Raw genomic sequence first — 22993 nt, 5'->3', positions numbered from 1 at the left:
CTCCTCTGAATCCAACAACGCTTACGTCAATGACTCCCGACGCGCAAGGCTTTCTCTAGAATCGCCAAGCCACCCGCGAGTATCAGCGGCGCGGTGGTGAAGTCCGCCCCGGCCTTACACAGGCTAGCTCGTGTCCTGCAATACGCGCCCATTCAGGTGCTTGCGTTAACCCGCGATCTTGATTGCAAGCTCAGCGACGTGTTTACCCTGGAAACGCGCAATATCCAGTTCATTTTTTGACGGTTGCCGTTTACCGTCAGCGCCTGCCAGGGTGGTCGCGCCATAGGGCGTACCGCCGGTGATCTCGCTCATGTTGGTCAGCCCTGCGCAGGTGTAAGGCACACCCACGATGACCATGCCTTGATGCAGGAGTGTGCTGTGAAACGACGTAATCGTGGTTTCCTGGCCACCGTGCTGGGTGCCGGTCGATGCAAAGACACTGCCGATTTTCCCGACCAGCGCGCCGCTCATCCACAGTCCGCCGGTCTGGTCGAGAAACGTGCGCATCTGTCCCGCCATATTGCCGAAGCGCGTCGGTGTACCAAAGATGATTGCATCGTAATTGCCCAGCTCGTCAGGTGTCGCCACCGGTGCCTTCTGGTCAAGTTTGACGCCGATGGCTGCTGCCTGTTCGGCCGGGATGGTTTCAGCAACACGCTTGAGCGTCACGTCGGTGCCAGGTACGGATCGTGCGCCTTCGGCCACTGCTCCAGCCATCGTTTCGAGGTGACCGTACATTGAGTAATAGAGAACCAGTACCTTCGCCATGATTTTTCTCCTGGATTAAGCGCCATTCGATGGATTAGGAAGATCTTGGGTTACACCACTGCCAACGAACAGCAGCGGCAGGTGCAGCACTCGGTCATGAACAAAACGGAGGCTCACACCCACCCGACTGCAGGGACTTTGACGGCATGCGGATTAACACTAGCAGTTCCGTATGCTGCCTGCCGGGCAGTCAGGGAAGCTATTCGATTGGTGGCAGATGGCAGCACGTGTAGTGGGGAAGGGCGCGCAGCAAAGAGGGCATCTGTCATAGGTAATTCACTTCACTCAATGCGCATGGGCATGTGAATGGATGGTCAGGGCACCCGGTACCCAGCCATTAAAAAAAGTACCCCTTACTCCCGGATATCATGATTTTTCACAAGCATGAGCTTTCCATATAGTCCTCCCAAGCCCACTTGGAACACGGCTGTGTTTCCCTTGATGCGAGAGAACTTTATGGAAAATAAGAAACGCGCCGTCCAGGCTTCAGACATTGGGATGGGGACTCGAGTGGTATGGGGAGGAGAGCAGGTTCAACATCCCTACAATGCGACGCAGACACCCATCGTGGTCAGTGCTGCCTATGGCTATGACGATATCGATAAGTGGTATGACGTGGCATTGGGAAAGGAGCCCGGCTTCATTTACAGCCGGATGAGCAATCCCACTGTCTCCGTCTTGGAAGATAAACTCTGTGAGCTCGAAAACGCAGAGTCGGCCGTAGCTTTCAGTACCGGAATGGCCGCGATCAGCGGTGTACTGCACACCTTCCTGTCCTTTGGGCAGCGTGTGATATCTACGCGTGACAGCTACGGTGGTACGAACAAGATTTTCGAGGAGTTTCTTCCACGCATGGGGGTGGAGGTAACCCTTTGCGATACGCTCGACACCGTGGCACTTGAGCAGGAGATCGCTAAAGGCTGCAACGTCCTGTACCTGGAAACACCCACGAACCCAACGCTGAAAATCGTTGATATTCGGCGCCTTGTGGCAGCGGCCAAGCGAGTGGGCGCTTTGGTTGTTGCGGACAATACATTCGCGACGCCTCTGAATCAGAACCCGCTCGCCTTAGGCGTTGATGTGGTTGTGCACAGCGCGACCAAATTCCTGTCCGGTCATGGTGATGTCCTCGGTGGTGTGGTCTGCGGCGCCGAGCATTTGATGTCTCAAGTTCGCCATTACCGCGAAATCAATGGTGCCTCGCTGGATCCTTTTTCGGCGTATCTAATCATCCGAGGCATCAAGACTCTGGCTCTGCGTGTTCGCCAGCAACAGGCGAGCGCGAAGCTTTTGGCCGAGTACCTCTGTACCGAACCGCTGGTTGAGTCGGTGAACTATCCGGGGCTGCCTCAACATCCAGGTCATGACATCGCTCGTTCGCAAATGAACGGATTCGGAGCCATCGTCAGCTTCGTGCTGAAAGGAGGCATGGACACAGTGACTCGTTTGCTACCGCTGCTCAGGTATGCGCATCGGGCGGGTAATTTGGGCGCTGTCGAGACCATCTATGGGCCGGCTCGGACGACCAGTCACGTGGAAAATACTTTGGAAGAGCGTCAGGCACTGGGAATCTCCGAAGGCTTGGTTCGAGTGTCCGTAGGTATTGAAGATTCAGCAGATTTATTGGCTGACCTAAAACAAGCCTTCGCTTTAGTGCGAATTAAACACGGTGATGCAAACATTAACGCTGATAATGCCCAACGTTTCATTGAGGTAGAAGCCTGAATACGGGCAGGACGCTCGAGATTCATCTTAAGCCCTTCATGAAGAATGAAAATAATAAAATCCAGCGACAACTAAATTGTACTGCCCAACCGCCAGTTACAAGGACGCTTGTCCGCACATTTCATGAGAATAAAACTATGTCCACGCATATTAAAGATAATCAGTCCGACCCAAACTCGCGTTTCAAAAAGGAAATGCAAACACGCCACATCGTTATGTTGGCACTGGGCGGTGTGATCGGTACGGGGTTATTCCTTACCTCCGGTTACACGGTTAATCAGGCAGGGCCACTCGGTGCAGTGATTGCTTACATCATCGGTGCAGTGATGGTGTATTTAGTCATGGTCTGTCTCGGTGAGTTGGCTGTACAGATGCCAGAAACCGGATCTTTCAGTAGTTACGCAACGCGATACCTGGGCCCAGGCACAGGCTATACAGTGGCCTGGCTATACTGGCTCACTTGGGCAGTAGCTATCGGTTCAGAGTTCACAGCTGCGGGCATTCTGATGGTTCGGTGGTTTCCTGATACACCCGTCTGGATTTGGAGCGCGCTATTTGCCATCGCAGTGTTCTCAAGCAATGTTGTCTCCGTTCGGTGGTTTGCGGAGACTGAGTTTTGGCTTTCGCTGATTAAGGTGCTGACCGTTATCACATTCATTGTGATCGGCGGAGCGGCAATTTTCGGTCTTATTCAAGTACAGAGTTTGCAGGGTGCGGGACTTTCCAACTTCACACGTGAGGGGCTTTTTCCCACCGGATTTCTACCCATTGCAATGACCCTCCTGGCTGTTTCCTTCGCCTTTTCGGGAACTGAGCTGATCGGGATTGCGGCAGGTGAAGCGCAAGATCCACAAACGAGCGTGCCCAAGGCAATCCGCACGACAGTGGTACGTTTGGCGCTGTTCTTCGTGGGGACCATTTTCGTCCTTGCGACGTTACTGCCACGAGAGCAAGCGGGGCTCGTAGAAAGTCCGTTCGTCATGGTGTTTGAGCTGATTGGCATCCCATACTCTGCCGACATTATGAACTTCGTCATTCTTACGGCACTGATTTCCGCCGCTAACTCGGGGCTGTATGCAGCATCGCGCATGCTGTGGACATTGAGCGATCAAGGACATATGCCTAAGCGCTACGCCAGGCTCTCCAGTCGTGGCACACCGGTGAACGCCATCGTGCTTAGTATGGCGGGCGCAGTGGCTTCTCTGCTCAGCAGTGTGTTTGCCCCTGATACGGTTTACTTGGCCTTGGTGTCCATTTCCGGTCTGGCGGTCGTAGTCGTGTGGATGAGCATTGCTGCCAGCCAGATCGCGTTCCGTCGTCAATACGTTGCTAATGGCGGACGAGTTGAAGACCTGCATTTCCGTGTACGCGGCTATCCATGGGTGCCTATCGGTGCACTGTTGTGTTGCTTGCTGGCCTGTGTGGGTATCGCTTTTGATCCTGAGCAGCGAGTGGCGCTTTACTTCGGACTGCCCTTTATCGCGTGGTGTTATTTCGTTTACTGGGTCACTCGAAACAAGAGAGCAGAGCGATTGGCTTTAGCCGCCGCTGTTCATTCCTCTGGCACCGTGTGAGTTTCTCAGGCAATGATTGAGCATAGTTAAAGCCCTGATGAGGTTGCGCCGATGAGTCAAAAGTCACTACCACCCTTGAACTGGTTGAGGGCATTCGAAGTATCGGCGCGTTGTTTAAATTTTACCCACGCGGCGGAAGAACTCCATTTGACTCAAGGGGCTGTGAGTCAGCAGATCCGTCAGTTAGAAAGTCACCTCGGTGTGGCGCTGTTCAAGCGCTTACCTCGAGGACTTGGCTTGACCGAGGAAGGGCAGTCGTACCTGCCTGTCGTACAAGACGCGATCAGTCGCCTTGCAGTCGGCACAAACGAGATTTTCGGCCAGCGCAATCGAAGACATTTGAAGGTGCGTGGCAGCCTTTCCTTTCTTCACTATTGGTTGGCCCCCCGACTCGCAGATTTTTGTCGGGAGTATCCCCAGATTGATATTCGATATATCAGCAATATTTGGGTGAAAGAACCGGACGGCGAGGATGACCTGGAGATTCGCTGGGGATGCGGTGAGTGGTCGGGCTTGCACGCTCAGCGATTGACTTGGGACATCCTTCAGCCTGTTTGCTCCCCAACGCTCATGGCCAGTTCACCCATACATGAGCCTCGCGACTTGATGAACCATTCACTGCTTCACGTGTTGGGGTACGAAGAAGGTTGGGGTTACTGGTTGAAGCGAGTTGGAGCAAACGACGTCGACTACTCCCGTGGCCTTCAGTTTGACACGCTGATTTCCACCATCCGCATGGCCGAATTGGGGCAGGGCGTTGCGCTGGCACGGTCTTCGGTGGTCGAGGATTTGCTTAAGAGTGGGCAATTGGTTGCGCCATTCAATCACCGAATCGAGGCAAGCGAATCCTTTTATCTGGTGCACGAACAGAACGAAGCGCTCTCGCCTGATGCCGCACATTTTTCTACCTGGCTGGTGGCGCAAGCCCATCGCCTTTTGTAAAACTGATTTGGAGTTGCCATGGATTATGTAAGCACTCGCGGCGGCGACATGCGTGCTGATTTTCGCAGTGTGGTTCTGTCGGGGCTCGCCGAAAATGGTGGTCTCTATGTCCCAGCCAGTTTGCCTGTCTTTACCGAGAAACAGATTGCTGGCTGGTCGTGGCTGCCGTTTGATGAGTTGGTTTGGCGAGTGATTTCGCCTTTTGTCGGCTCTTCCATAGACGAAAGCACCCTGCGTGCCTTGCTCAGTGACAGCTATCAACAATTCAAGCACCGCGCTATTACGCCGCTTGAGCAAATCGGGCACAACGAGTGGATACTCCAGCTGTTTCATGGCCCGACCGGTTCTTCCAAGGATTTCGCCGCGCAATTGCAGTCGCGCCTGGTCGACCATTTCCTGAAGGAGATCGGTAAAGAAGCGTTGGTGGTCGGTGCAACTAACGGTGATACCGGCGTCGCGGCGCTTGAAGCCTTTGCTAACTGCCCGACCGCCCGCATGGCAATACTGTATCCGCGCGACGGGCTTGCACCTGAGCAACTCAGTGCCTTGCAGGCAGCCGACCCGCAGCGGGTTCAGCTGTTTCCGGTTGACGGTAATTTCGATGATTGCCAGACGCTGGTCTCCCGACTCTTGCGCGAGTGGCCGTTGGATGGAGTGTTGCCGGTCTGTTTCAACTCGACCAATTGGATCGGCGTCCTGGCCCAGATCGTTTTTTACTTCCACGCAGCCTTGCAACTGGGCGGTGGCTCGCGTCCCGTTGGCTTTAGCGTTCCAGCTGCCAGCTCGGCCGAAATCTACGCTGGTTACATTGCGCAGAAAATGGGATTACCGATCAATCAGGTGATCATTTCCACCAACAGCAATGATGCCCTGCACCAGTTTTTTCATTGCAATCGGTACTCCACCCGGATGACTAATCGAACCGTGTCGCCGGCGATGGACTTCTCGTTGTTTTCCAACCTGGAGCGGTTTATCTGGGAGATTTACGAGCACGATGGCTGCTCAACAAAAGCACTGATGGAGCATTTTGAAAGTTGCGGAGAAATGAGCATCGGCAACCAGCAATGGCTGCGTGCTCGAGTACTCTTCGATTCCTATGCCGTACACGAATCCCAGGTGCGCGATGAAGTAGTCGAACTGTTCCGAGAGACAGGCTCGGCCATCGATCCTCACACCGCTGTCGGTGTACTGGCCGGCAGGCTTCATCGACGCAGCCTGGGCGCGCCGATGGTCACCTTCGGGCAAATTGCGCCGGCCAAGTCAGCGGCGCTGTTGGCCGAACTGGGCGTCTGGCAAGCAAGCGTTCCGAGCACTGTCGAGGTGCGCGCGCAACCACCGTACCTGGCCAAGGGCGATCTTGACGGTCTGTGCCAGGCTCTTCGTCTGGCGCTGCAGAGGTCTGCATGAAGCGCATTCTAGATCCGTTGGACGAACGCATACTGGCCGAACTTACCGCCAATGCGCGAATAGCCCATATCGAACTGGGTGCCAAGATCAACTTATCGCGCAATGCGGTGCGCCAGCGCATCGAGCGTCTTGAGCGCGACGGTGCGATCCAGGGCTATACGGTTCTTCTCGGTGAGTCGCGGCGGCCTACGTCGCTTATCAGCGCGGTGATCTTTGTCTACCGCTACGACCGCATGCGTGGCGAAGAAGTACTGACTGCGCTGCGCTCCATTCCCGAAGTCGTGCAATGTGAAGTACTCAGTGGTGAGTTCGATTTAATGCTGCGTGTGAATGCCGCCACACCTGAACGCGTCCATCTCGTGTGGAAGGAAATCGCGGCCATGCCGGGGGTGGAAAACACCGTGACATCGTTCGTCCTTTCTGCGGTGTTTTGACAACATCGTGCTTGGGCAAAACGCTCAATTAATACAGCACTCTGCCATATTCAACTGCCAAAGCCCGGCTCTTAGGATGTTCCTAACGAACAACATCAATAAAGGAACAGCGTTTATGACTGAGTACAAAATTGCGTTGGTAGGGTTTGGTGGCGTGAACCGTGGCTTCGCCCAATTGGTCGCCGATTGTAATGCCGAGTGGAAAGAGGCCCTCGGCTTCACCATTAAAATTGTCGGTGTCACCGATCTGTTCCTCGGCTCAATCGTTGCCAAAGACGGTCTGGATGCAAAGCAGTTGGTGGCGCTGCCGGTTGAGAAGGGCGCATTCGCTCAACTGCCCGGCGGCAATGCTGAGGCCTTCAACGAAACCGTGATCAAGCATTCCGGTGCAGACATCATCGCTGAAGCCACTTTCACCAATCCGGTGGATGGCGAGCCTGCCACTACCTTTTGCCGCTGGGCCTTGGAAAGCGGCATTCATGTAGTGACCACCAATAAGGGGCCTATTGCGCTGCACGGTGCCGAGCTCAAAGCGTTGGCCCGGCGCAACCAGGTCGCCTTCGAATACGAGGGGGCGGTGATGAGTGGCACCCCCGTGATTCGTCTGGCCAGGCAGGCTCTGGCGGGTGCCAACGTGCAAGGCTTCGAAGGCATCCTGAACGGCACTTCCAACTACGTGCTCACCCGGATGAAAGACGGCCTGGCGTTCAACGATGCCGTCGTACAAGCGCAACAACTCGGCTACGCCGAGGCAGATCCAACCGCCGATGTGGAAGGGTTTGACGTACGCCTCAAGGTGGTGATCCTGGCCAACGAACTGCTCAACGCACGACTGAATGTCAGCGATGTAGCGTGCTCGGGTATCAGCAATATCAGCGCACAAGATATTGCCCAGGCAAGTGCCAATGGCGCGAGCTGGAAACTGATTGGCTCAGCCGATCGTGAAGCGGATGGCTCGGTTCGAGCGAGTGTCGAGGCTCGCTTACTGTCGAACTCACATCCTCTTGCCGGAATCAACGGCGCTACGAATGCAGTGTCATTCAAGACCGAACTGCTGGGAGCTGTCACGGTGTCCGGGCCTGGGGCAGGGCGCATCGAAACAGCCTTCGCATTGCTGTCGGACATCGTCGCCATCCACTCCGCCCACGGCAAATAACAGGAGATAGTCATGAGCGTATCCAGCATGGCCAGTATCCAGCTTGTTGAAGCCAAACAGATTGATGTGTTCAGTCCATTCGATGGTCGCCTGGTGGGCAGTGTCCCTTGCCTCGATGCCGCCGCAGTTCCTGGCTTGCTGGAACGCGCGCGAATTGGCGTGCGTGAGAGTGCGGCAATGCCTCGTCACCTGCGTGCGCGCATTCTTGAGGAGGCAGCCCGGCGTGTAGAGCTTGAGGCTGAAGCGTTTGCCAAACTCATTGTTGCAGAGGCCGGGAAGACGCTGCGACAAGCAGAGAAGGAAGTGAAGCGTTGTGTGAACACGCTGAAGCTATCGGCGGAAGAGGCTCGTCGTAACGCTGGGGAAGTGATTCCATTTGAGGCATATGAAGGCTCCGAATCGCGCCAGGGCTGGTTCACTCGGGAACCGTTGGGGCTTATTGTCGCGATCACTCCCTACAACGATCCGCTGAACCTGGTCGCCCATAAACTTGGCCCGGCCATCGCCGGTGGTAATGCTGTGATCCTGAAGCCCTCAGAGCTCGCACCGTTGTCTGCTCTCAAGCTGGTTGAGTGCCTGGTGGAAGCGGGTCTGCCTCCGTCTGTGGTAACCCCGGCGACCGGTGGCGTCGATCTGGGTAAAGCATTGGTGGAGGTTCGTGAAGTTCGGATGATTTCCTTTACGGGCGGTTTTGCCACAGGTGAGGCCATCGCTCGTAGTGCAGGGTTGAAGAAGCTAGCGATGGATCTGGGAGGAAATGCCCCGGTTCTCGTGCTTGAAGATTGCGATATCGAACCGACTGTTGAGTCCTGTGTGTCTGGCGCCTTTTGGGCAGCAGGGCAGAATTGCATCGGCACTCAACGCATCCTTGTACATAGTTCAATTTATGAGGACTTCCGTGAGCGGTTTGTCAGCCAAACGCGTGCCTTGGTAGTGGGTGATCCTGACCAGCGAGCAACGGATGTAGGCCCGATGATTACAGAACAGGCGGCCCGTCGTACCGAACAGTTGGTGAATGAAGCACTGGCCGAGGGGGCCGTTCTTCTGTGTGGGCACCATCGTGAAGTGGGAAGCTATGCGCCGACCGTGCTGGAGCGTGTAAGCCATAACAGTCGGATTTGGCAGCAGGAAGTCTTCGCGCCGGTTGTCATCCTGGAGCCTTTTGACCACCTGGATGATGCTGTTGCTCTAGCCAACGCTCCGGAGTACAGCTTGCATGCGGGACTCTTCACACGTGATCTTTCCAAGGCCTTGAAATTGGCGCGGCAAATTCAAGCCGGTGGCGTGATGATCAATGACTCTTCCGATTATCGTTTTGATGCCATGCCTTTCGGTGGATTCAAGTACGGAAGTCTGGGGCGAGAGGGTGTCCGGTTTGCCTATGAGGACATGACGCAGCCTAAAGTGGTCTGCATCAATGAAATGGGTTGAGCCATCAAAGTAGCTAATTACCGTCGACCGTTACATCGGGTGAAGTTGCTCGTCCAGTGACACCCGATGTTTTTTCTCAATGCTCATGGGCATGTGAATGGATGGTCAGGGCACCCGGTACCTTGGTGCGTTCGAGCCCCCCATGTTCCAGCCACCGGAGGGTCTGCTCATAGGCACGCTGCAGCAAAGACTCGGTCTGGTCGAAGTTGAACACCGAGACATCCACAGGGCACAAGGGCGGGACGATGTGCAGGCTGGTGAGCGTGCGGAAGTGTTCGATGTCGCTCACCAGTTGGCGCATGCTCATCAGATTGACGGTGTGCAAGGCCAAGGCGACCAAGCCTCGGGGCGGTTGTGTCAGGGCGCAACTGACCCCGGTGGGGATGACCACGACGTTGCTGGCTCCCAAGGCTACGGCAGTCGAAATAGGTGTATTGCTTGCCACGCCGCCGTCAACCAGGAACCGATCGGCGATTTGTACGCAGGGGAACACCAGTGGGATAGCAGCGCTGGCCAGTAACGCCTGCTCGAGTTCGCCACTGGACAGCACCGTCTCGGCGCCACTGAGCAGGTCGGTGGTGACGATGTGCAGGGGCAGCGCCGCATCCTCAATGCGATGAATGGGCAGTGCCTGACCCAGCAATCGGTGCAAGGCCGCCGGCTGCAACAGAAAACCACGCCGTTTGAGCAGTCCTCTACAGGTATCGAGCCAGGAGAGGGGAAAGATGTCCGTTTTACTCAGCCCGCGCCAGAATCCGGCGAGCGCCTCGACGCCATCGGAATCGGGCCTTGCGGCAAAGTAGGCACCGTTGATAGCGCCTACCGAAGCGCCAACCACCATGTCGAATCGAACATTGGCCTCGACCAAGGCCCGCAACATCCCCACCTGGACTGCACCCAAGCTGCCGCCGCCAGCGAATACGATTGCGGTTTTGGTCGCCATGGTCGAAGTCTCGGTGCGGAAATGTATCGAATGAGTGTAGCTGGTGGGGTGGTGATGCTTTGGGCGGCTCGCCATATGCTCGAGCCGTCGTAAGCTTGTAGTTCCGGACGATGCCGAATCCCACGGGATCAATGCGTAACGGAGCGTACTTCTACTGCGAGACTTCAGGCAGAACTGGACGATATCGTTCTGGCCGTTCCCAACCTACCGGACGCCAGCGTACCAATCGGCTCCGATGAGGATGACAACGTAGAAGTTCGCCGCTGGGGCACTCCGCGTGTGTTCTATTTCGAGATCAAAGACCATGTAGCGTTGGGTGAAATCAGCGGAGACTTCTATCTGATCCCTACTTCTGAAGTCCCATTGACCAATCTGGCGGCTGGGCAGATTCTCGATGCAAAACGATTGCCCTTCAAATTTGTCGCCTACGGCCGATGCTTTCGCAGTGAGGCAGGTGCTTCAGGATAAATACCGAGAGATCAGCTCTTGCTCCAACTGCGGTGACTTTCAGGCCCGTCGTATGCAAGCGCGCTGGCGCAACCCAGAAACCGGCAAGCCGGAGCTGGTGCACACCCTCAACGGTTCTGGGCTGGCGGTGGGGCGCACCTTGGTCGCGGTACTGGAAAACTACCAGGAGGCCGACGGATCCTCCGTGTGCCGGAGGTGCTCAAACCCTACATGGGCGGTGTCGATATCATTCGTTAAATGCCTATAGGCCTCAGGGGCTGGCATAGTTGATGTGTATCACTGTCTTGAGAAAAGCAGGGGGCCAGCGCTCAGCTAGTCGGCGCTGTGAACGTTTCCGTGATCAATCTTGGACTTCGGAGTTTGGAAGGTGCGTTCCCGGTACTGTTACAGCACAGCTTCCGAACGCCAGGCCAGACATTTTCTTAATGTATGGCAATGGGTACGTCATGTGGTTTTGTGGCGGGGACTGACAATCTTGTGTAGTGACAACTCGATAGTCAGTTTGTTACGGATTCGCAAGTTGGACTTGATCACGACCACTTGATTTAGCACTGTACATAGCGGTATCGGCACGCCGAATGAAGGCGTCAAACGATTCCGATGGAACCCACGTTGCAACGCCGAAGCTACAAGTAACCTCTCCTGCCTCGTCAAATGGGAGGGCGCTTATCAGCACTCTAAGCTTTTCTGCCAGCCGGCTCGTATCGTTCGATTCGCTGTCCGGGCAGATCAATGCGAACTCTTCTCCGCCCGTTCAACAGGCTTGGACCGCTTTTCATGATCAATGGGGCGTTTATGAGCTGCATGGTTGGGGAAATGACGTGCAATGTGATCTAGAGGTGCATATCGGCTCTGAACGGGGGTTTGCTCTCAGGCCGCTGAATCTATCCCTGCGCACCTATTCGGCAAGCGGCGCTCCTAAGAATTGTTATTTCCCCCAGGGTAGTTTTTTGCTGCACCAGAGTCGGACGCGGTGCAAGGAGCGGTCGGGTGGCAGTTTACTGCTGAAAAATCTAAATGTGTCCGATTCGACCGGTAACGCCAACATTCCCCGCCAAATTCTTTTTGAGTTGAGGCATCACCCTTATCTAGGTTCGAAAAAAAGGCGAATCTTCCGTATCTAGGCGGCGTCGCAGATGCACGTGGGCCAGTCTCATATTTCATGCGCGTCACTATCTGTGATTGCTCGGCCGCATCGGCAGAGTGGTAGTGCCTTTAGCTGCAGAAGCGGTACTACGCGGTATTGTCTTCGGTAGTGACACTCGTTGCGTGTGACTCCGTTGCCACGGCTGTTTCAGACGGCGGCAGTAACGCGGTCGCTCGGCTACTAAGCAGCGAGCCGGCCTGGAAATAGCCCATCACTGTGCTCACACTACGATGCTCGGTCATGGCCATGACCTCACCCAGTGACACGCCCTGACGCCCGGCCTCAGTGACAAAGCCGGATCTCAAGCTGTGCGCCGCCCAATCACCCTCCAATCCGGCAAGCTTGGCCCGGCGCTGAACAATACGGGCCACGTGGTCAGCCGATAAGCCTGCTGTCCCGACCTTGCCACCTTTATACAGCCGTCGAAACAGCGGGCCCGCCTGCGCTGGCGCAGTCATCAGCCAAGCTGTCAGTGCTTGCGCCGCAGGGCCGCGTAGTGGCATCTCACGGCGTACGCCGCCGGTCTCGGTCTTGGTCGCCCCCAGGGCATACAGCCAGGTGTCGGCATCCAGTTTGCGCACATCGCCCACTTGCAGGCCCACCACTTCCGAGCGGCGTCGGCCGCCACCGCTCTAGGTTAATAGCAACAGGGCGCGGTCGCGAATGCCGCGCACGCCGTCGTTGCAAGTAGAGAGCAGCGCCTGTAACGGTTCCAGCACGATCGCGGTCTTCTTGCGCACGTTCATACCCTGACGCGACTGAGCCTTACGCGCTTCACGCAGCACGGTCTTCAGCGCCGCGGCGTCGCATGGATTCTCCCACTCGTTGATCCTGTGCCATTTGCCCAGCACGGCCAGACGATGGCTGACCGTGTTGAACGCCAGCGGTCCTGGCTTGGTTTTGATCCTTGCGTTGATCAGCGCCGTGTCGATCGCCGGCGGCAGCAGATGTGTCCAGCTACCGTCTTCCAGCGGCCGGGCCAGGTGATCGAGGACAAACTGCACGGCCACGGTAACGGGGAGTGGCGCATCGACCAGCGCCTGGCCATAGCGCGACTGCAACCAGGCCGACCAGTAGGTCAGGGCGCTGCGGTAGCTGCGCACGGTATTCGTCGCGGTGCCGGCGGCGATAAAGGCCGCTGGGGCCTCTTGGGCGTTGAGCGCCAAGGCATGCAGGTCCAGCGGCGTTTCGTCGACCATTGGCAACTGATCGGTAGTATTGATTACGTTCATCGGACTGAAATTTCAGCAGTCGGAAAATAACGACGGATAACATTCCATTATCAGACCTAATATACCCGGAGGTGAGGCATGGCAGTAGGGGTGCCGGAAAACGCGGTGTTCGCTGCAGCGGATGCGGTGCTGGCCCGCGGCGAGCGGCCGACGGTCGAGCGGGTGCGTCTGGAGTTGGGCCGCGGCAGCCCGGCGCGGGTCGGTGGCCTGCTCGATCAATGGTGGGGGCAACTGGCTGAGCGGCTGAGCGGCGAGACCCGTCTGCCAGCCTTGCCGCCCGAGGTGTCGCAGGCCTTTGTCGCGGTTTGGCAGCAAGCCATCCATCTGGCGCAAGGCGTAGTCGAACAGGCTATGGATGAGCAGCGTCTGGTGCTGGATGCCGAACGCGAGCGGGTGGCGGCCGTCGAAGACCAGGCGCGTCAGGATGCGGCGCAGTTTCGCCAGCAGGCGGCAGAGGCGGTGACCGGGCGCCAGGCGGTCGAGTTGCGCCTGGCCGACCTGGAACTATTGCTGACTCAGCGCCAGACGCAGATCGAGGACCTGCTGCAGCAGCGTGAAGATTTGCTGCTCGAGCGCCGTGAAGCCCAGCGGCAGCATCAGACGTTACAGCAGGAGCTGCAGGCGCTGCGGCTCAAGGCCGAGCAGGAACGCGTGGTGCAGGAGAGCTACGTCCGCGGCGTGGAGGATCGTGCGCACCGCGAGGTCGACCGCGCCCGGGAGGAGGGCAAAGCCGTGACGGCCCAATTCAAGGAGGCCGGGCGGCATGTCGAGCAGTTGCAACGGCGGTTGGAGTCGACTCAAAACGAGCTCAGTCGGACCCAGCAACGTGCTGCAGCACAGCAGGCTCGTTCCGAAACGCTGGAGCAGCAACTGACGCAGCTACGTCAGGCTCCCGCGCCCAAGCGTAAGCCAAGATCCCGAAAACCTGCGGCGTCAATGTCCAATCCCTGAAGGTAAGGCGACACCAAGTTTGTGGGAATCCCCGCGGACATCATTGGCGTCCGTTTTAAATTCGATATGGAAGACCCCGATTGGCGCGAGAAAGCCGACCGAGAGATTGTTGAAAAATTGATTGAGAAGCTAACCTGAGAGTTCTCCGACGAGGCCGTGGATATCACTGATGGTCGATTGGAGCCCCAACGCTGATATCAAGAGGGTGACTTGGTCGAATGCTTACCGTTCATATGCTACCGCGTAGGAACGACTCATATGCGAGAAGGCCAATCGCCGCTTCACTCAGCTGTGCGCTGTGAACGGCAGCTAACCCAATCCGGCCGTTCAGTTCCGGCATCTAAACGAATGTGTGGTCACTGAGGGAGTCCAAGGCTCTGGGGAGCTAAATGTGACTCGCATAGAGATTGGAGGGTTAAATGACTCGTTCAAGAAACCTAACCCCCATCTCCATTGAGCAAATTGTCTTAATCCTTGATGGTCGGTCCGCAAGATTGATTTGGGGCTTGCTGATCCTGGTCGTCGCTGGTCATTTACGAGGTGCCTATTCCACGGTCTTTTTCATTGGCTGGTCAACGTTCAATAGTTTCTGTTGACTGAGGTGGCTGTTATCAGCGTCGATGTCCACCTCGTTCAGCAGGTCTGATGCGCTTGAGCCGTCCTCGATCCGGTGTAGCCAATACAGCACAGCCTTCTTCATGAACCAATGCGGTGTTCGATCCAGAACTGCAGCGGCCTGCTTGATCCTCTTTCTGGTTGCAGGGTCGAGCTTGATGCCTGACGTCGATGAGCTCACTCGCATCTTCCTTTCTCAATATCTCAAGAGGCTGTGGTGGCTATCGGGTACACAGTCGCTTTCGCGTTGTAGCGATAGGCAAGCAGCAAGCCGATGTACCAGATGGGCATCACGTACAGGGCGGTGCGGGTATCCGGTTCCAGTGCAAGAAGGCACAGGACGAACATCAGGAACGCCAGGGAAATCCCTGCCGTGAACTTGCCACCAGGGAGCTTGAAGGTTGAGCGCACGTGGGCTTCGGGGTTGCTGCGGCGGTAGGCGAAGTACGACAGCAGAATCAACGACCAGGTGACGATAACCATGACAGCCGAAATCGTCGAAACCAGGGTGAAGATCACCATGATGTCCGGGATGGCGAATAGCAGCGTCAGCGCGATCGCCATGCAAAGGCCCGAGAACACCAGTGCGCGGGCCGGTGTGCCGGAGCCCGATAGGCGTCCGAAGGCCTGCGGTGCCTGCTTGTTGTGAGACAGGCCGTAGAGCATGCGGGAGCCCGAGTACACGCCGCTGTTGGCCGAGGAGGCCGCCGACGTCATCACTACGAAGTTGATCATCCCAGCGGCAGCCGGCAGGCCGCCCAGCAGGAACAGCTCGACGAAGGGGCTGCGGTTTGCGGGCACGTTGGCCCAGGAGATCACGCTGATGATGCATGCAAGCGCAGTGACGTAGAACAGCAGGATGCGCAGAGGGATGGTGTTGATGGCCTTGGGCAGCGTTTTCTCCGGATTGTGGGCTTCAGCTGCGGCGGTGCCGAGAAGCTCTGTGCCAACGAACGAGAAGATGGCGATCTGGAAACCAGCAAGGAAACCCAAGATGCCATGCGGCATCACGACGCCGGGCGCTACCAGGTGGCTAAAGGACGCGGTTACCCCGGCAGGGGACGTGTAGGACGTGGCCACCATCACCAACCCGGTGACGACCAGGGCGACGATGGCGATGATTTTGATCAGGCCGAACCAGAACTCCACCTCACCGAAAGCCTTCACGGCCAGCATGTTGAGTACCAGGAGCAGGAACATGGTGCTGAAGGCTGGAATCCATGTGGGTAGGTTCGGATACCAGTATTGAAGGAACCCTGCGACTACCACCACGTCACCGACGGCGACTACCACCCAACTGAGCCAGTACGACCAGGCCAGTATGAATCCTGCGCGTGGCCCGAGGTAATGGTGGACAAGCTCTGCGAACGAGCCCATTTCAAGGTTGGCGAGAAGCATTTCTCCCATCGCCCGCATGATGCAAAAGACGAAGAACCCAATGATCGCGTAGACCAGGATGATTGAGGATCCGGAGAGCGCAATCATCTTCCCTGATCCCATGAAGAGACCCGTGCCGATGGCGCCGCTGATGGCAATCAGCTGAATATGACGATTTTCCAGCCGCCTTTTAAGTGTTCGTCCGTCGCCGTGAGTCGCGTCTTGCGAGTTGCAGGTTTGATGCATAACTGACCTCTTATTTTTTTCTGAGAAAACCTCTACCTCCTTCCTTATGGAAGGTGATTTATGTGGGCATAAGTAATGTTGCACCTCATAAAACGGAGGGTTTGGTTAATACGCAGACGAGAAAAGCAAATTCCAGCGCAAGGGCCTGACCAAACTGTCAGGTGATTGAACTCTAGAGACGCGGTGTGCTTGTTGCCGTTGTTGGATCCTGCCCCGGTCGCCCAGAAGTGCCCATTTTGCCAGCCATAGTTGTCAACCGGAACGCTACAAAATGTTATGCGCGAAGGTCTGGCTTATCACTTTGCATAACCTTTGTTGCATTTTGATAAGTCGCGCAAAACAAGGTACGAGTGGCCCAATTCGGACTACATCTTGAAGGTCGACAGCAGGATGCTGGTTTCAGTGTTGTCGATGTACTGAATGGAGCGAATGGTGTTAAGCGCCTTGTCAAAGGCCTCAAGTGTTTCGGCCCGAAGCTCTGCCATCAGGTCCCATCGGCCGTTGGTGGTATGGATGGCGACTACGGCGGGATGCCCACGTAGTGCGTGTTTGACCTCGGCGGCATGATGGCCACTGATAGCAATACTGGTGATTGCCCTGACCCCTCGCTCTATCGCATCGGACTGAAGGCGGATCGTGTAGCCCATGATGACGCCGCTCTCTTCGAGCTTGGTGAGGCGATTCTGCACAGTGGCCCGAGCGACCCTCAGCTTCTTGGCCAACGTCATAACAGGGGTGCGGGCATTGTCCCGCAGTAGAGCGATGAGCTCCCGATCAATGTTGTCCATCATACGCACGCTATCCAGATTGCTATTTTTAGTGAGCAAAGTGTCTAGAAAACTGCAAAATATGGCAACCTGTACGCTTCATTTTGTATCAGCCTTTCATCAGAATTTTGGAGGTGGCAAGAACTCTTACTTGGCGCCCGCTAAGCACTACTTCAAGGCGGGCGCACTTATTTAGGTGCTTAGCAATGACGCATTTCATCGACGTCCCCACGATGTCTGACCTGGTTCATGACATTGGCGTAGTTCAGTTCTTGGGTGAGCTTTCCGAGGTTATTCGCGAAGACTTCAAGCGCTGGCCGGAGTTCGACAAGTCTGCCCGCGTGGCAAGCCATTCAGATGTCGGGGTGATTGAGTTAATGCCCGTGGCGGATCACAGCCAATATGCGTTCAAGTATGTAAACGGCCATCCCTCCAACACCTTCAAAGACCTCCATACCGTGATGGCATTCGGGGTGCTGGCTGATGTCAACACAGGCTACCCCGTGCTGCTTTCTGAGCTGACGATTGCGACGGCCTTGCGTACCGCCGCAACTTCGCTGATGGCCGCCAAAGCGCTTGCCCGTCCAGACGCTCGAAAGATGGCGCTGATCGGCAACGGTGCTCAAAGTGAGTTCCAGGCACTGGCCTTCCACAAGCACCTGGGTATCCAGGAGATCGTTGCATACGACACCGATCCTCTCGCGACGGCGAAACTGATCAGGAATCTCCAGGAGTACCCCGAGCTCAAAATCACCCGTGCGCAGAGTGTTGCCGAGGCGGTACGGGGGGCGGACATCATCACCACCGTCACCGCAGATAAGGCCTACGCGACCATCATCACGCCCGAGATGCTCGAGCCGGGGATGCACCTGAACGCCGTTGGCGGTGACTGCCCGGGTAAAACCGAGCTCCATACCGACGTCCTGCGCCAGTCCAGGGTCTTTGTGGAGTACGAGCCGCAGACCCGCATTGAAGGCGATATCCAGCAGCTCGAAGCCGACTCGCCCGTCATCGACCTGTGGCGTGTGCTCACGGGTGATCAGGAAGGCCGTCAGAGCGCAGAACAGGTCACGGTGTTCGACTCCGTGGGCTTCGCTCTCGAAGACTATTCGGTTCTGCGTTACGTGCTTCAACAGGCTGAAAAACGTGGGATGGGTACGAAGATTGATCTCGTTCCATGGGTAGAGGACGACCCGAAAGACCTGTTCAGCCACACCCGTGGCCGCGCCGCCAAAAAACGCATTCGACGCGTTGCATAACTCTAAAATCAGTCCCCTATATCGGTATTTCTTGATGGCATTTCCAACGCGTTCGATTCAAGCGCCTGCTGCAGTGGTGATGGTCAGGCCACACGCCTTCACCCCTAACCCGGAAACGGCTGCAGATAACTCCTTCCAGAGCTCAAATTCTGATATCGCTGCGCATGCCCTTTCTGAGGTTGCGCGTGATGAGGTCACTCAGGCCGCAGAGCGGCTGGAAGCTGAGGGTGTGCGGGTTCATCTCTTTGATGACTTCGGCGAGAAAAACACCCCGGACTCCGTCTTCCCGAACAACTGGTTCTCGACCCACCCAGGTGGTCACATCGCGATCTACTCGATGTACTCACCGAACCGCCGTCGGGAGAGGCGCGCCGATGTCATCGAGATGCTCAAGCAGGAGTACCGGGTTCAGGACGTGATCGACTACTCGGGCCTTGAACAGGATGAGCTGTTCCTTGAGGGCACCGGGGCCATGGTGTTCGATCACATGTCCAGGGTGGCGTACACGGCTCGCTCGAACCGAGCTGATCCGATTGCCCTGGAGCGGTTCAGCACCCACTTCAACTTCGAGCCCATGGTGTTCGACACGGCGGACGAGAGAGGGGCGCCGATCTATCACACCAACGTCTTGATGTGTGTCGCGACTGAATTCGCCCTGGTGGGTTTCGGCACATTCACGAAAAAGGCTCGTGCTGAAGAGGTTCGTATGCGTTTGATGGAGTCAGGTCGAGATGTCATCGATCTGACCAACCAGCAGATCAACGAGTTTGCCGGCAACGCAATCGAGCTCTCTGGTCGAGACGGTCGAATCCTGGCCCTCTCGCGCAGAGCCCTCAACAGCCTCTCGGCAGAGCAGCGTCAACGTATCGAGCGGTCGGCCAGGTTGGTGCCGTTGGACGTTCCGACCATTGAAATGGCCGGAGGCTCTGTTCGCTGCATGATCGCTGGTATCCACCTGTCTCCTCGAAAGTAACCTCAACGAGACGACCATCATCCCCACCCTTGTCAGGTGGTGATGATGGTCTTTAGCTTGCGGAGCTGTCGAGGCCTTGGTGCGTGTTCGCGACGTTGATGCTCAAGGTCATTCGCGCACAGGGGCCAACCGAGCGCTTCAGTCGAGCCAATCATGTGGAGCTTGAAAAAGTCGATTTGCTGCGTCTGGTCACTGCCAGCGGCGGTGGTTGGGGGCCGGCAAAAGCGCGGAGCCTGGAGGCTATCCAGGATGATGTAAAAAACAATACATCTCGGTCGAACAAGCCCGGCGCTACTATCCCGAGCAGATTTCATCTGCATAGCTGAACCGGAGCTTGTGAGTGACAGCGCCGGCAACGGCAACGGCATCGGTACACGCGCGCCCGTCACTGTATTTCGATGAGCCGGCCCATGTGTTTCATCTGGCCTTCCTCGGCAGCGATCAGGCGTGCAATGCATTCCTTGAACAATGCTGCCCTGGCGCCCTGGACCTGAATGCCGCCCAAGGCATTATCCAACTCGATGGCCATGCACTGAAGTGGGAGCGCCATGCCGAGTTTTTCACCCTGACGCTGGTGGTCACTTCATCTTGTGATGACTTGTCCTGGACAACGCTGCCCGAGGTGCTGGCGTCAAAGGTTGAAGTGAATTTGCCGGCGCGGATCAACTCTGTGCAGATCGTAGTGCGTGGTGAAGCCGGCCTGGATCTGTCCCGTTATGGCTTCAAGGATCCGAGCGGTTCTTGTGTAGGTGGTGGCGATGCAATGGTCTGGAGTGATTTTCGCCTGAGCGAGGATAGCAACAACCACATGTTGTTCGTCAACCGGCGCCTGAACGCCTACCGTCAGGGGCGGATGATACGCCGCCTGCTTGAAATCGAGACCTATAGGATGATGGCCTCGTTATCGTTGAACCGGTCGACGCAACAGATTGGCTAAATCGTTCAGGGGGGGGGGTGTCAATTTGTTCGTGAAGATACGCATCGCTCCTTAGCCGTCGTACGCTGCTTCTACGTTACACAGAACTAGCAGCCGGGCCGGAGAACCAAATCGCTGGATAAACAGGTCTCACTGACCGATCCAGGTGCCCACTCCATGTTGACTCGCGGCACCAGAATCGTCGGCTACATTACAAGCAACCAATCACTGAACACGCAGTACGGATGCTATTGACTCTCCGGCTTCAAGGCGATCCAGCAGACCGGGTTCTGCACGATCACTGGCCAGTGCCTGGTCGATGACTGCGGCGAGTGCCTGACTACCAAGAATCAGTAAACCGTTATCGTCGCCGAGCACCAGATCACCCGGGTGCACCTGAACCCCGCCGCACTGCACCGGCACATTCAACTGGCTCTCGGCGTTGCCGTGCAGCTTGGTGGTCAGCAGGTTGGTGCCACGGGCAAAAACGGGCAGTCCGGCTTCGCGCAGTTCAAGAATATCGGTCACCAGGCCATCGACCACGATGGCTCTGGCGCCTCGCGCTCGAGCCGCACAGGCGGTGACTGTACCGACGCAGGCGTGACGTCGATCACCGTTCATGTCAATCACCAGCACGTCGCCGTCTTGAAGGCTTGCCAAGGCTCGGTTGACGGCAATGGCATCGGCATCGATCACGCTCAGCGTCACGGCACGACCTACCACTTTGACGGCGCTCAGCATGGAGCGAATCTCGGTGCTGACAAAGCCGTCTTCGAGCAAATGCCCGAGGGTGGCGAAGCTGACCTGATGGAGTTTTTCAAGCAATTGAGTAGTGGCGTTCATGGCTTACCTCTGCGGCGCGCAATCAATGAGTTCGGCCACGCAATCTATTTCCAGTGCCACCCCCCAGAGTGCCACGCAGACTGTGGTGCGTGCCGGCGGCGCATGGCCGAGCACCTCGGTATAGACCCGATTGAAGGATTCCAGTTGAGCTGGATCGGTGAGATAGCCGTTAACCTTGATCACGTGATCGAAGTCCGAGCCTGCCGCGATCAGGATGGCTTCCAGGTTGCGCAAGGTTTGGCGCACTTGCTCTTCGAAGCCTTCGGGTTGCTGGTCCATTCCGCCTGTGGCGGGTATTTGACCGGCAGTGAACACCAGATGGCCGCTGACCACTGCCTGGGAGTAAGGACCGACCGGGCCGATTGTGCCGGGTGCTGCCTGGATACGCTTCATGAATGAACCTCGCTGAGAATAGGGGCCCGCCGACCCGGCATGGGCGGCGGGCCGGTGGCATCAGAACAATGCCAGGGTGTAGCTCACGAACAAGCGGTTCTGGTCCTGATTGGCGTCGGCTTCGGAGTGCAGAACGCCATAGCGCCAACCGAAACCCAGACCTGCGAACGTGCCGTCCTGGATAACGTAATCCAGGGCCAGGTCACGCTCCCATTCCTGCTGATCGCTACCAGAAGTGGTCTTGATCTGGCTGCCTTTGAGATAAACCATCGACGCGCGAAGACCCGGTACGCCCGAGGCGACGAAGTCATAGGCGTATTGGCCGAACCAGGTACGTTCGCCGGCCCGGTTGAAGCTGGTGAGCATGCGGTCGGTGAACAGATACAGGCTTGCGCCACCGGCCCCTTTGTCCACCAGGGAGCCCTGGTTGAGCTGGACGAAGTTGCTGCCGTCGGAAACGCTCTGGTAACCGCCGGTCAACGCGTGGCCACCAAGGCTGTAGGTGAAGAGGGCGCTCCAGGTGCGGTTGTCGATTTCACCGGCACCGTTTCGGCTATAGCCGCCGACCCGGTAACCTTCAGCCCGTCCGCTGGCTGAGCTGTTGGCACCGTCGGAAGATGTATCGAAGTAGCGTAGGTCGGTCTTCAACGACTGGCCTTCGCCCACTGCCAATACATGCTGCAGGCCGAAAAAATGCTGGATGTAGTAATCCTCGAGATTGGCCAGGTAATACTGGGCGGTCAGATCTTTGGTGACTTTGTAATCGGCACCGGCGAAGAGAAACTCGTTGCTCTCCTGACTCCCACCGCTGACCACCAACCCGGTGCTATCACTAGAGCCACGCCCGGTAGCGTGCTCCAGACGGCCGGCGGTCAAGGTCAGCTTGTCGAGATCGTTGCTGGTGATCTGGCCGCCTTCAAAGGTCTGTGGCAACAGGCGACCGTCGTTCGCTATCAGGATCGGCAGCTTGGGTGTCAGCGTGCCGTAACGTATTTCGGCCTTGTTCAAACGGGCTTTTGCGGTCAAGCCCAGGCGGCTCCATTCATCGGCAGCGCCATCACCTTCACTCGGGATCATCGAGCTGCCGCGATGGCGGCCTTGGCCGCTGTCCAGTGTCAGCCCCACCAGCCCCAGTGCATCGACGCCGAACCCGAGGGTGCCGTCGGTGAAACCGGAGGTGTAATTGAGCATAAGCCCCTGCGCCCATTCCTCGGTCTTGCTCTGACCGGCACTGCCAGGCCGGTCGCGGTAGTCGTTGTTGAAGTAGAAGTTACGCAGGCCCAGTGTGGCCTTGCTGTCGCTAATGAAATCAGCTGAAGCGACCTGGCTCAGGGTCAAAAGGCAGGCGCCGGCGCTCATGCCAAAAAGGTGCAGATTTTTTTCCATGGTGTACGAATCCAGAGGGTGCGGGAATGGCAGCAGGATC

19 protein-coding genes and 4 pseudogenes are annotated in these 22993 nt (G+C 56.9%); 13 read left to right on the top strand and 10 right to left on the bottom strand.

Annotated elements, in window-relative coordinates:
- Positions 1–165: 165 nt before the first annotated feature.
- The gene (gene wrbA / locus AC07V0_RS17560) at positions 166–768 is read right to left on the bottom strand and encodes an NAD(P)H:quinone oxidoreductase (protein WP_064617932.1); all 603 of its coding nucleotides are present in this window, start codon (positions 766–768) and stop codon (positions 166–168) included.
- Positions 769–1224: 456 nt separating this feature from the next.
- On the opposite strand from wrbA, the gene AC07V0_RS17555 reads away from it, so the two are divergent.
- The 7 genes from AC07V0_RS17555 (at position 1225) to AC07V0_RS17525 (ending at position 9437) form a co-directional block, all read left to right on the top strand.
- Entirely contained in the window at positions 1225–2493 is a 1269-nt protein-coding gene (locus AC07V0_RS17555; RefSeq protein ID WP_064621278.1) for a cystathionine gamma-synthase family protein, read from the top strand.
- 137 nt (positions 2494–2630) lie between these two features.
- On the top strand, positions 2631–4067 hold the full coding sequence (locus AC07V0_RS17550) for an amino acid permease (protein WP_064617930.1): 1437 nt from the start codon (positions 2631–2633) through the stop codon (positions 4065–4067).
- Between the two features lie 51 nt (positions 4068–4118).
- The gene (locus tag AC07V0_RS17545) at positions 4119–5009 is read left to right on the top strand and encodes a LysR substrate-binding domain-containing protein (RefSeq protein ID WP_495019751.1); all 891 of its coding nucleotides are present in this window, start codon (positions 4119–4121) and stop codon (positions 5007–5009) included.
- Positions 5010–5027: 18 nt separating this feature from the next.
- Complete coding sequence (gene thrC, locus AC07V0_RS17540; RefSeq protein WP_495019750.1) at positions 5028–6416, top strand: threonine synthase; 1389 nt, start codon at positions 5028–5030, stop codon at positions 6414–6416.
- A complete protein-coding gene (locus tag AC07V0_RS17535) occupies positions 6413–6850 on the top strand; it encodes an Lrp/AsnC family transcriptional regulator (protein ID WP_018925939.1) in 438 nt (145 codons plus the stop codon). Before thrC ends, AC07V0_RS17535 begins: the two co-directional genes overlap by 4 nt.
- 115 nt (positions 6851–6965) lie before the next feature.
- Positions 6966–8006 carry a homoserine dehydrogenase gene (locus AC07V0_RS17530; protein WP_495019749.1) on the top strand — a complete coding sequence of 347 codons (1041 nt, stop codon included), beginning with the start codon at positions 6966–6968 and terminating at the stop codon, positions 8004–8006.
- 12 nt (positions 8007–8018) lie between these two features.
- A complete protein-coding gene (locus AC07V0_RS17525) occupies positions 8019–9437 on the top strand; it encodes an aldehyde dehydrogenase family protein (RefSeq protein ID WP_305408926.1) in 1419 nt (472 codons plus the stop codon).
- A gap of 76 nt (positions 9438–9513) precedes the next feature.
- Here the strand turns inward: AC07V0_RS17525 and AC07V0_RS17520 are convergent, their stop codons facing one another.
- Positions 9514–10380: a patatin-like phospholipase family protein gene (locus AC07V0_RS17520; RefSeq protein ID WP_018925936.1), complete on the bottom strand. Its 867-nt coding sequence runs from the start codon at positions 10378–10380 to the stop codon at positions 9514–9516.
- 162 nt (positions 10381–10542) lie between these two features.
- Between AC07V0_RS17520 and AC07V0_RS17515 the strand changes: the two are divergent.
- A pseudogene (locus AC07V0_RS17515) lies at positions 10543–11085 on the top strand (aminoacyl--tRNA ligase-related protein); the annotation flags it as partial.
- 268 nt (positions 11086–11353) lie between these two features.
- Here the strand turns inward: AC07V0_RS17515 and AC07V0_RS17510 are convergent.
- Positions 11354–11587 (bottom strand): annotated as a pseudogene (locus tag AC07V0_RS17510) (GGDEF domain-containing protein); the annotation flags it as partial.
- Positions 11588–12081: 494 nt separating this feature from the next.
- Positions 12082–13227 (bottom strand): annotated as a pseudogene (locus AC07V0_RS17505) (site-specific integrase).
- Between the two features lie 78 nt (positions 13228–13305).
- On the opposite strand from AC07V0_RS17505, the gene AC07V0_RS17500 reads away from it, so the two are divergent.
- Entirely contained in the window at positions 13306–14178 is an 873-nt protein-coding gene (locus tag AC07V0_RS17500) for a DNA-binding protein (protein ID WP_495019748.1), read from the top strand.
- A 544-nt stretch (positions 14179–14722) separates the two neighbouring features.
- On the opposite strand, the gene AC07V0_RS17495 is transcribed toward AC07V0_RS17500, so the two are convergent.
- The 3 genes from AC07V0_RS17495 to AC07V0_RS17485 form a co-directional block, all read right to left on the bottom strand.
- Positions 14723–14974, bottom strand: a complete 252-nt coding sequence (locus tag AC07V0_RS17495) for a transcriptional regulator (RefSeq protein ID WP_095966224.1) — start codon at positions 14972–14974, stop codon at positions 14723–14725.
- 23 nt (positions 14975–14997) lie between these two features.
- A complete protein-coding gene (locus AC07V0_RS17490) occupies positions 14998–16416 on the bottom strand; it encodes an amino acid permease (protein WP_495019747.1) in 1419 nt (472 codons plus the stop codon).
- Positions 16417–16781: 365 nt separating this feature from the next.
- The gene (locus AC07V0_RS17485) at positions 16782–17204 is read right to left on the bottom strand and encodes an Lrp/AsnC family transcriptional regulator (protein WP_095966223.1); all 423 of its coding nucleotides are present in this window, start codon (positions 17202–17204) and stop codon (positions 16782–16784) included.
- Positions 17205–17389: 185 nt separating this feature from the next.
- Between AC07V0_RS17485 and ocd the strand changes: the two genes are divergently transcribed.
- From ocd to AC07V0_RS17465, 4 genes and pseudogenes are all read left to right on the top strand, one after another.
- A complete protein-coding gene (ocd, locus tag AC07V0_RS17480) occupies positions 17390–18442 on the top strand; it encodes an ornithine cyclodeaminase (RefSeq protein WP_495019746.1) in 1053 nt (350 codons plus the stop codon).
- A 34-nt stretch (positions 18443–18476) separates the two neighbouring features.
- Positions 18477–19415 carry a citrulline utilization hydrolase CtlX gene (ctlX, locus tag AC07V0_RS17475; RefSeq protein ID WP_495019745.1) on the top strand — a complete coding sequence of 313 codons (939 nt, stop codon included), beginning with the start codon at positions 18477–18479 and terminating at the stop codon, positions 19413–19415.
- Between the two features lie 83 nt (positions 19416–19498).
- Entirely contained in the window at positions 19499–19741 is a 243-nt protein-coding gene (locus tag AC07V0_RS17470) for a hypothetical protein (protein ID WP_495019744.1), read from the top strand.
- A 14-nt stretch (positions 19742–19755) separates the two neighbouring features.
- Positions 19756–20325, top strand: a pseudogene (locus AC07V0_RS17465) (DUF3422 family protein); the annotation flags it as partial.
- Between the two features lie 231 nt (positions 20326–20556).
- Here AC07V0_RS17465 and AC07V0_RS17460 read toward each other — a convergent pair.
- Genes AC07V0_RS17460 through AC07V0_RS17450 form a run of 3 tightly spaced genes read right to left on the bottom strand, consistent with a single transcriptional unit; the run spans position 20557 to position 22953 of the window.
- Positions 20557–21174, bottom strand: a complete 618-nt coding sequence (locus tag AC07V0_RS17460; RefSeq protein WP_095966172.1) for an RraA family protein — start codon at positions 21172–21174, stop codon at positions 20557–20559.
- A 3-nt stretch (positions 21175–21177) separates the two neighbouring features.
- Positions 21178–21567: a RidA family protein gene (locus tag AC07V0_RS17455; RefSeq protein WP_495019743.1), complete on the bottom strand. Its 390-nt coding sequence runs from the start codon at positions 21565–21567 to the stop codon at positions 21178–21180.
- A gap of 60 nt (positions 21568–21627) precedes the next feature.
- Complete coding sequence (locus tag AC07V0_RS17450) at positions 21628–22953, bottom strand: OprD family porin (protein ID WP_495019742.1); 1326 nt, start codon at positions 22951–22953, stop codon at positions 21628–21630.
- Positions 22954–22993 lie beyond the last annotated feature (40 nt).

The sequence above is a fragment of the Pseudomonas sp. GW821-FHT01E10 genome (genome assembly GCF_059422365.1).
The sequence above is the reverse complement of the archived record's forward strand: the minus strand, read 5'-3'. Positions and strand labels throughout refer to the sequence as shown.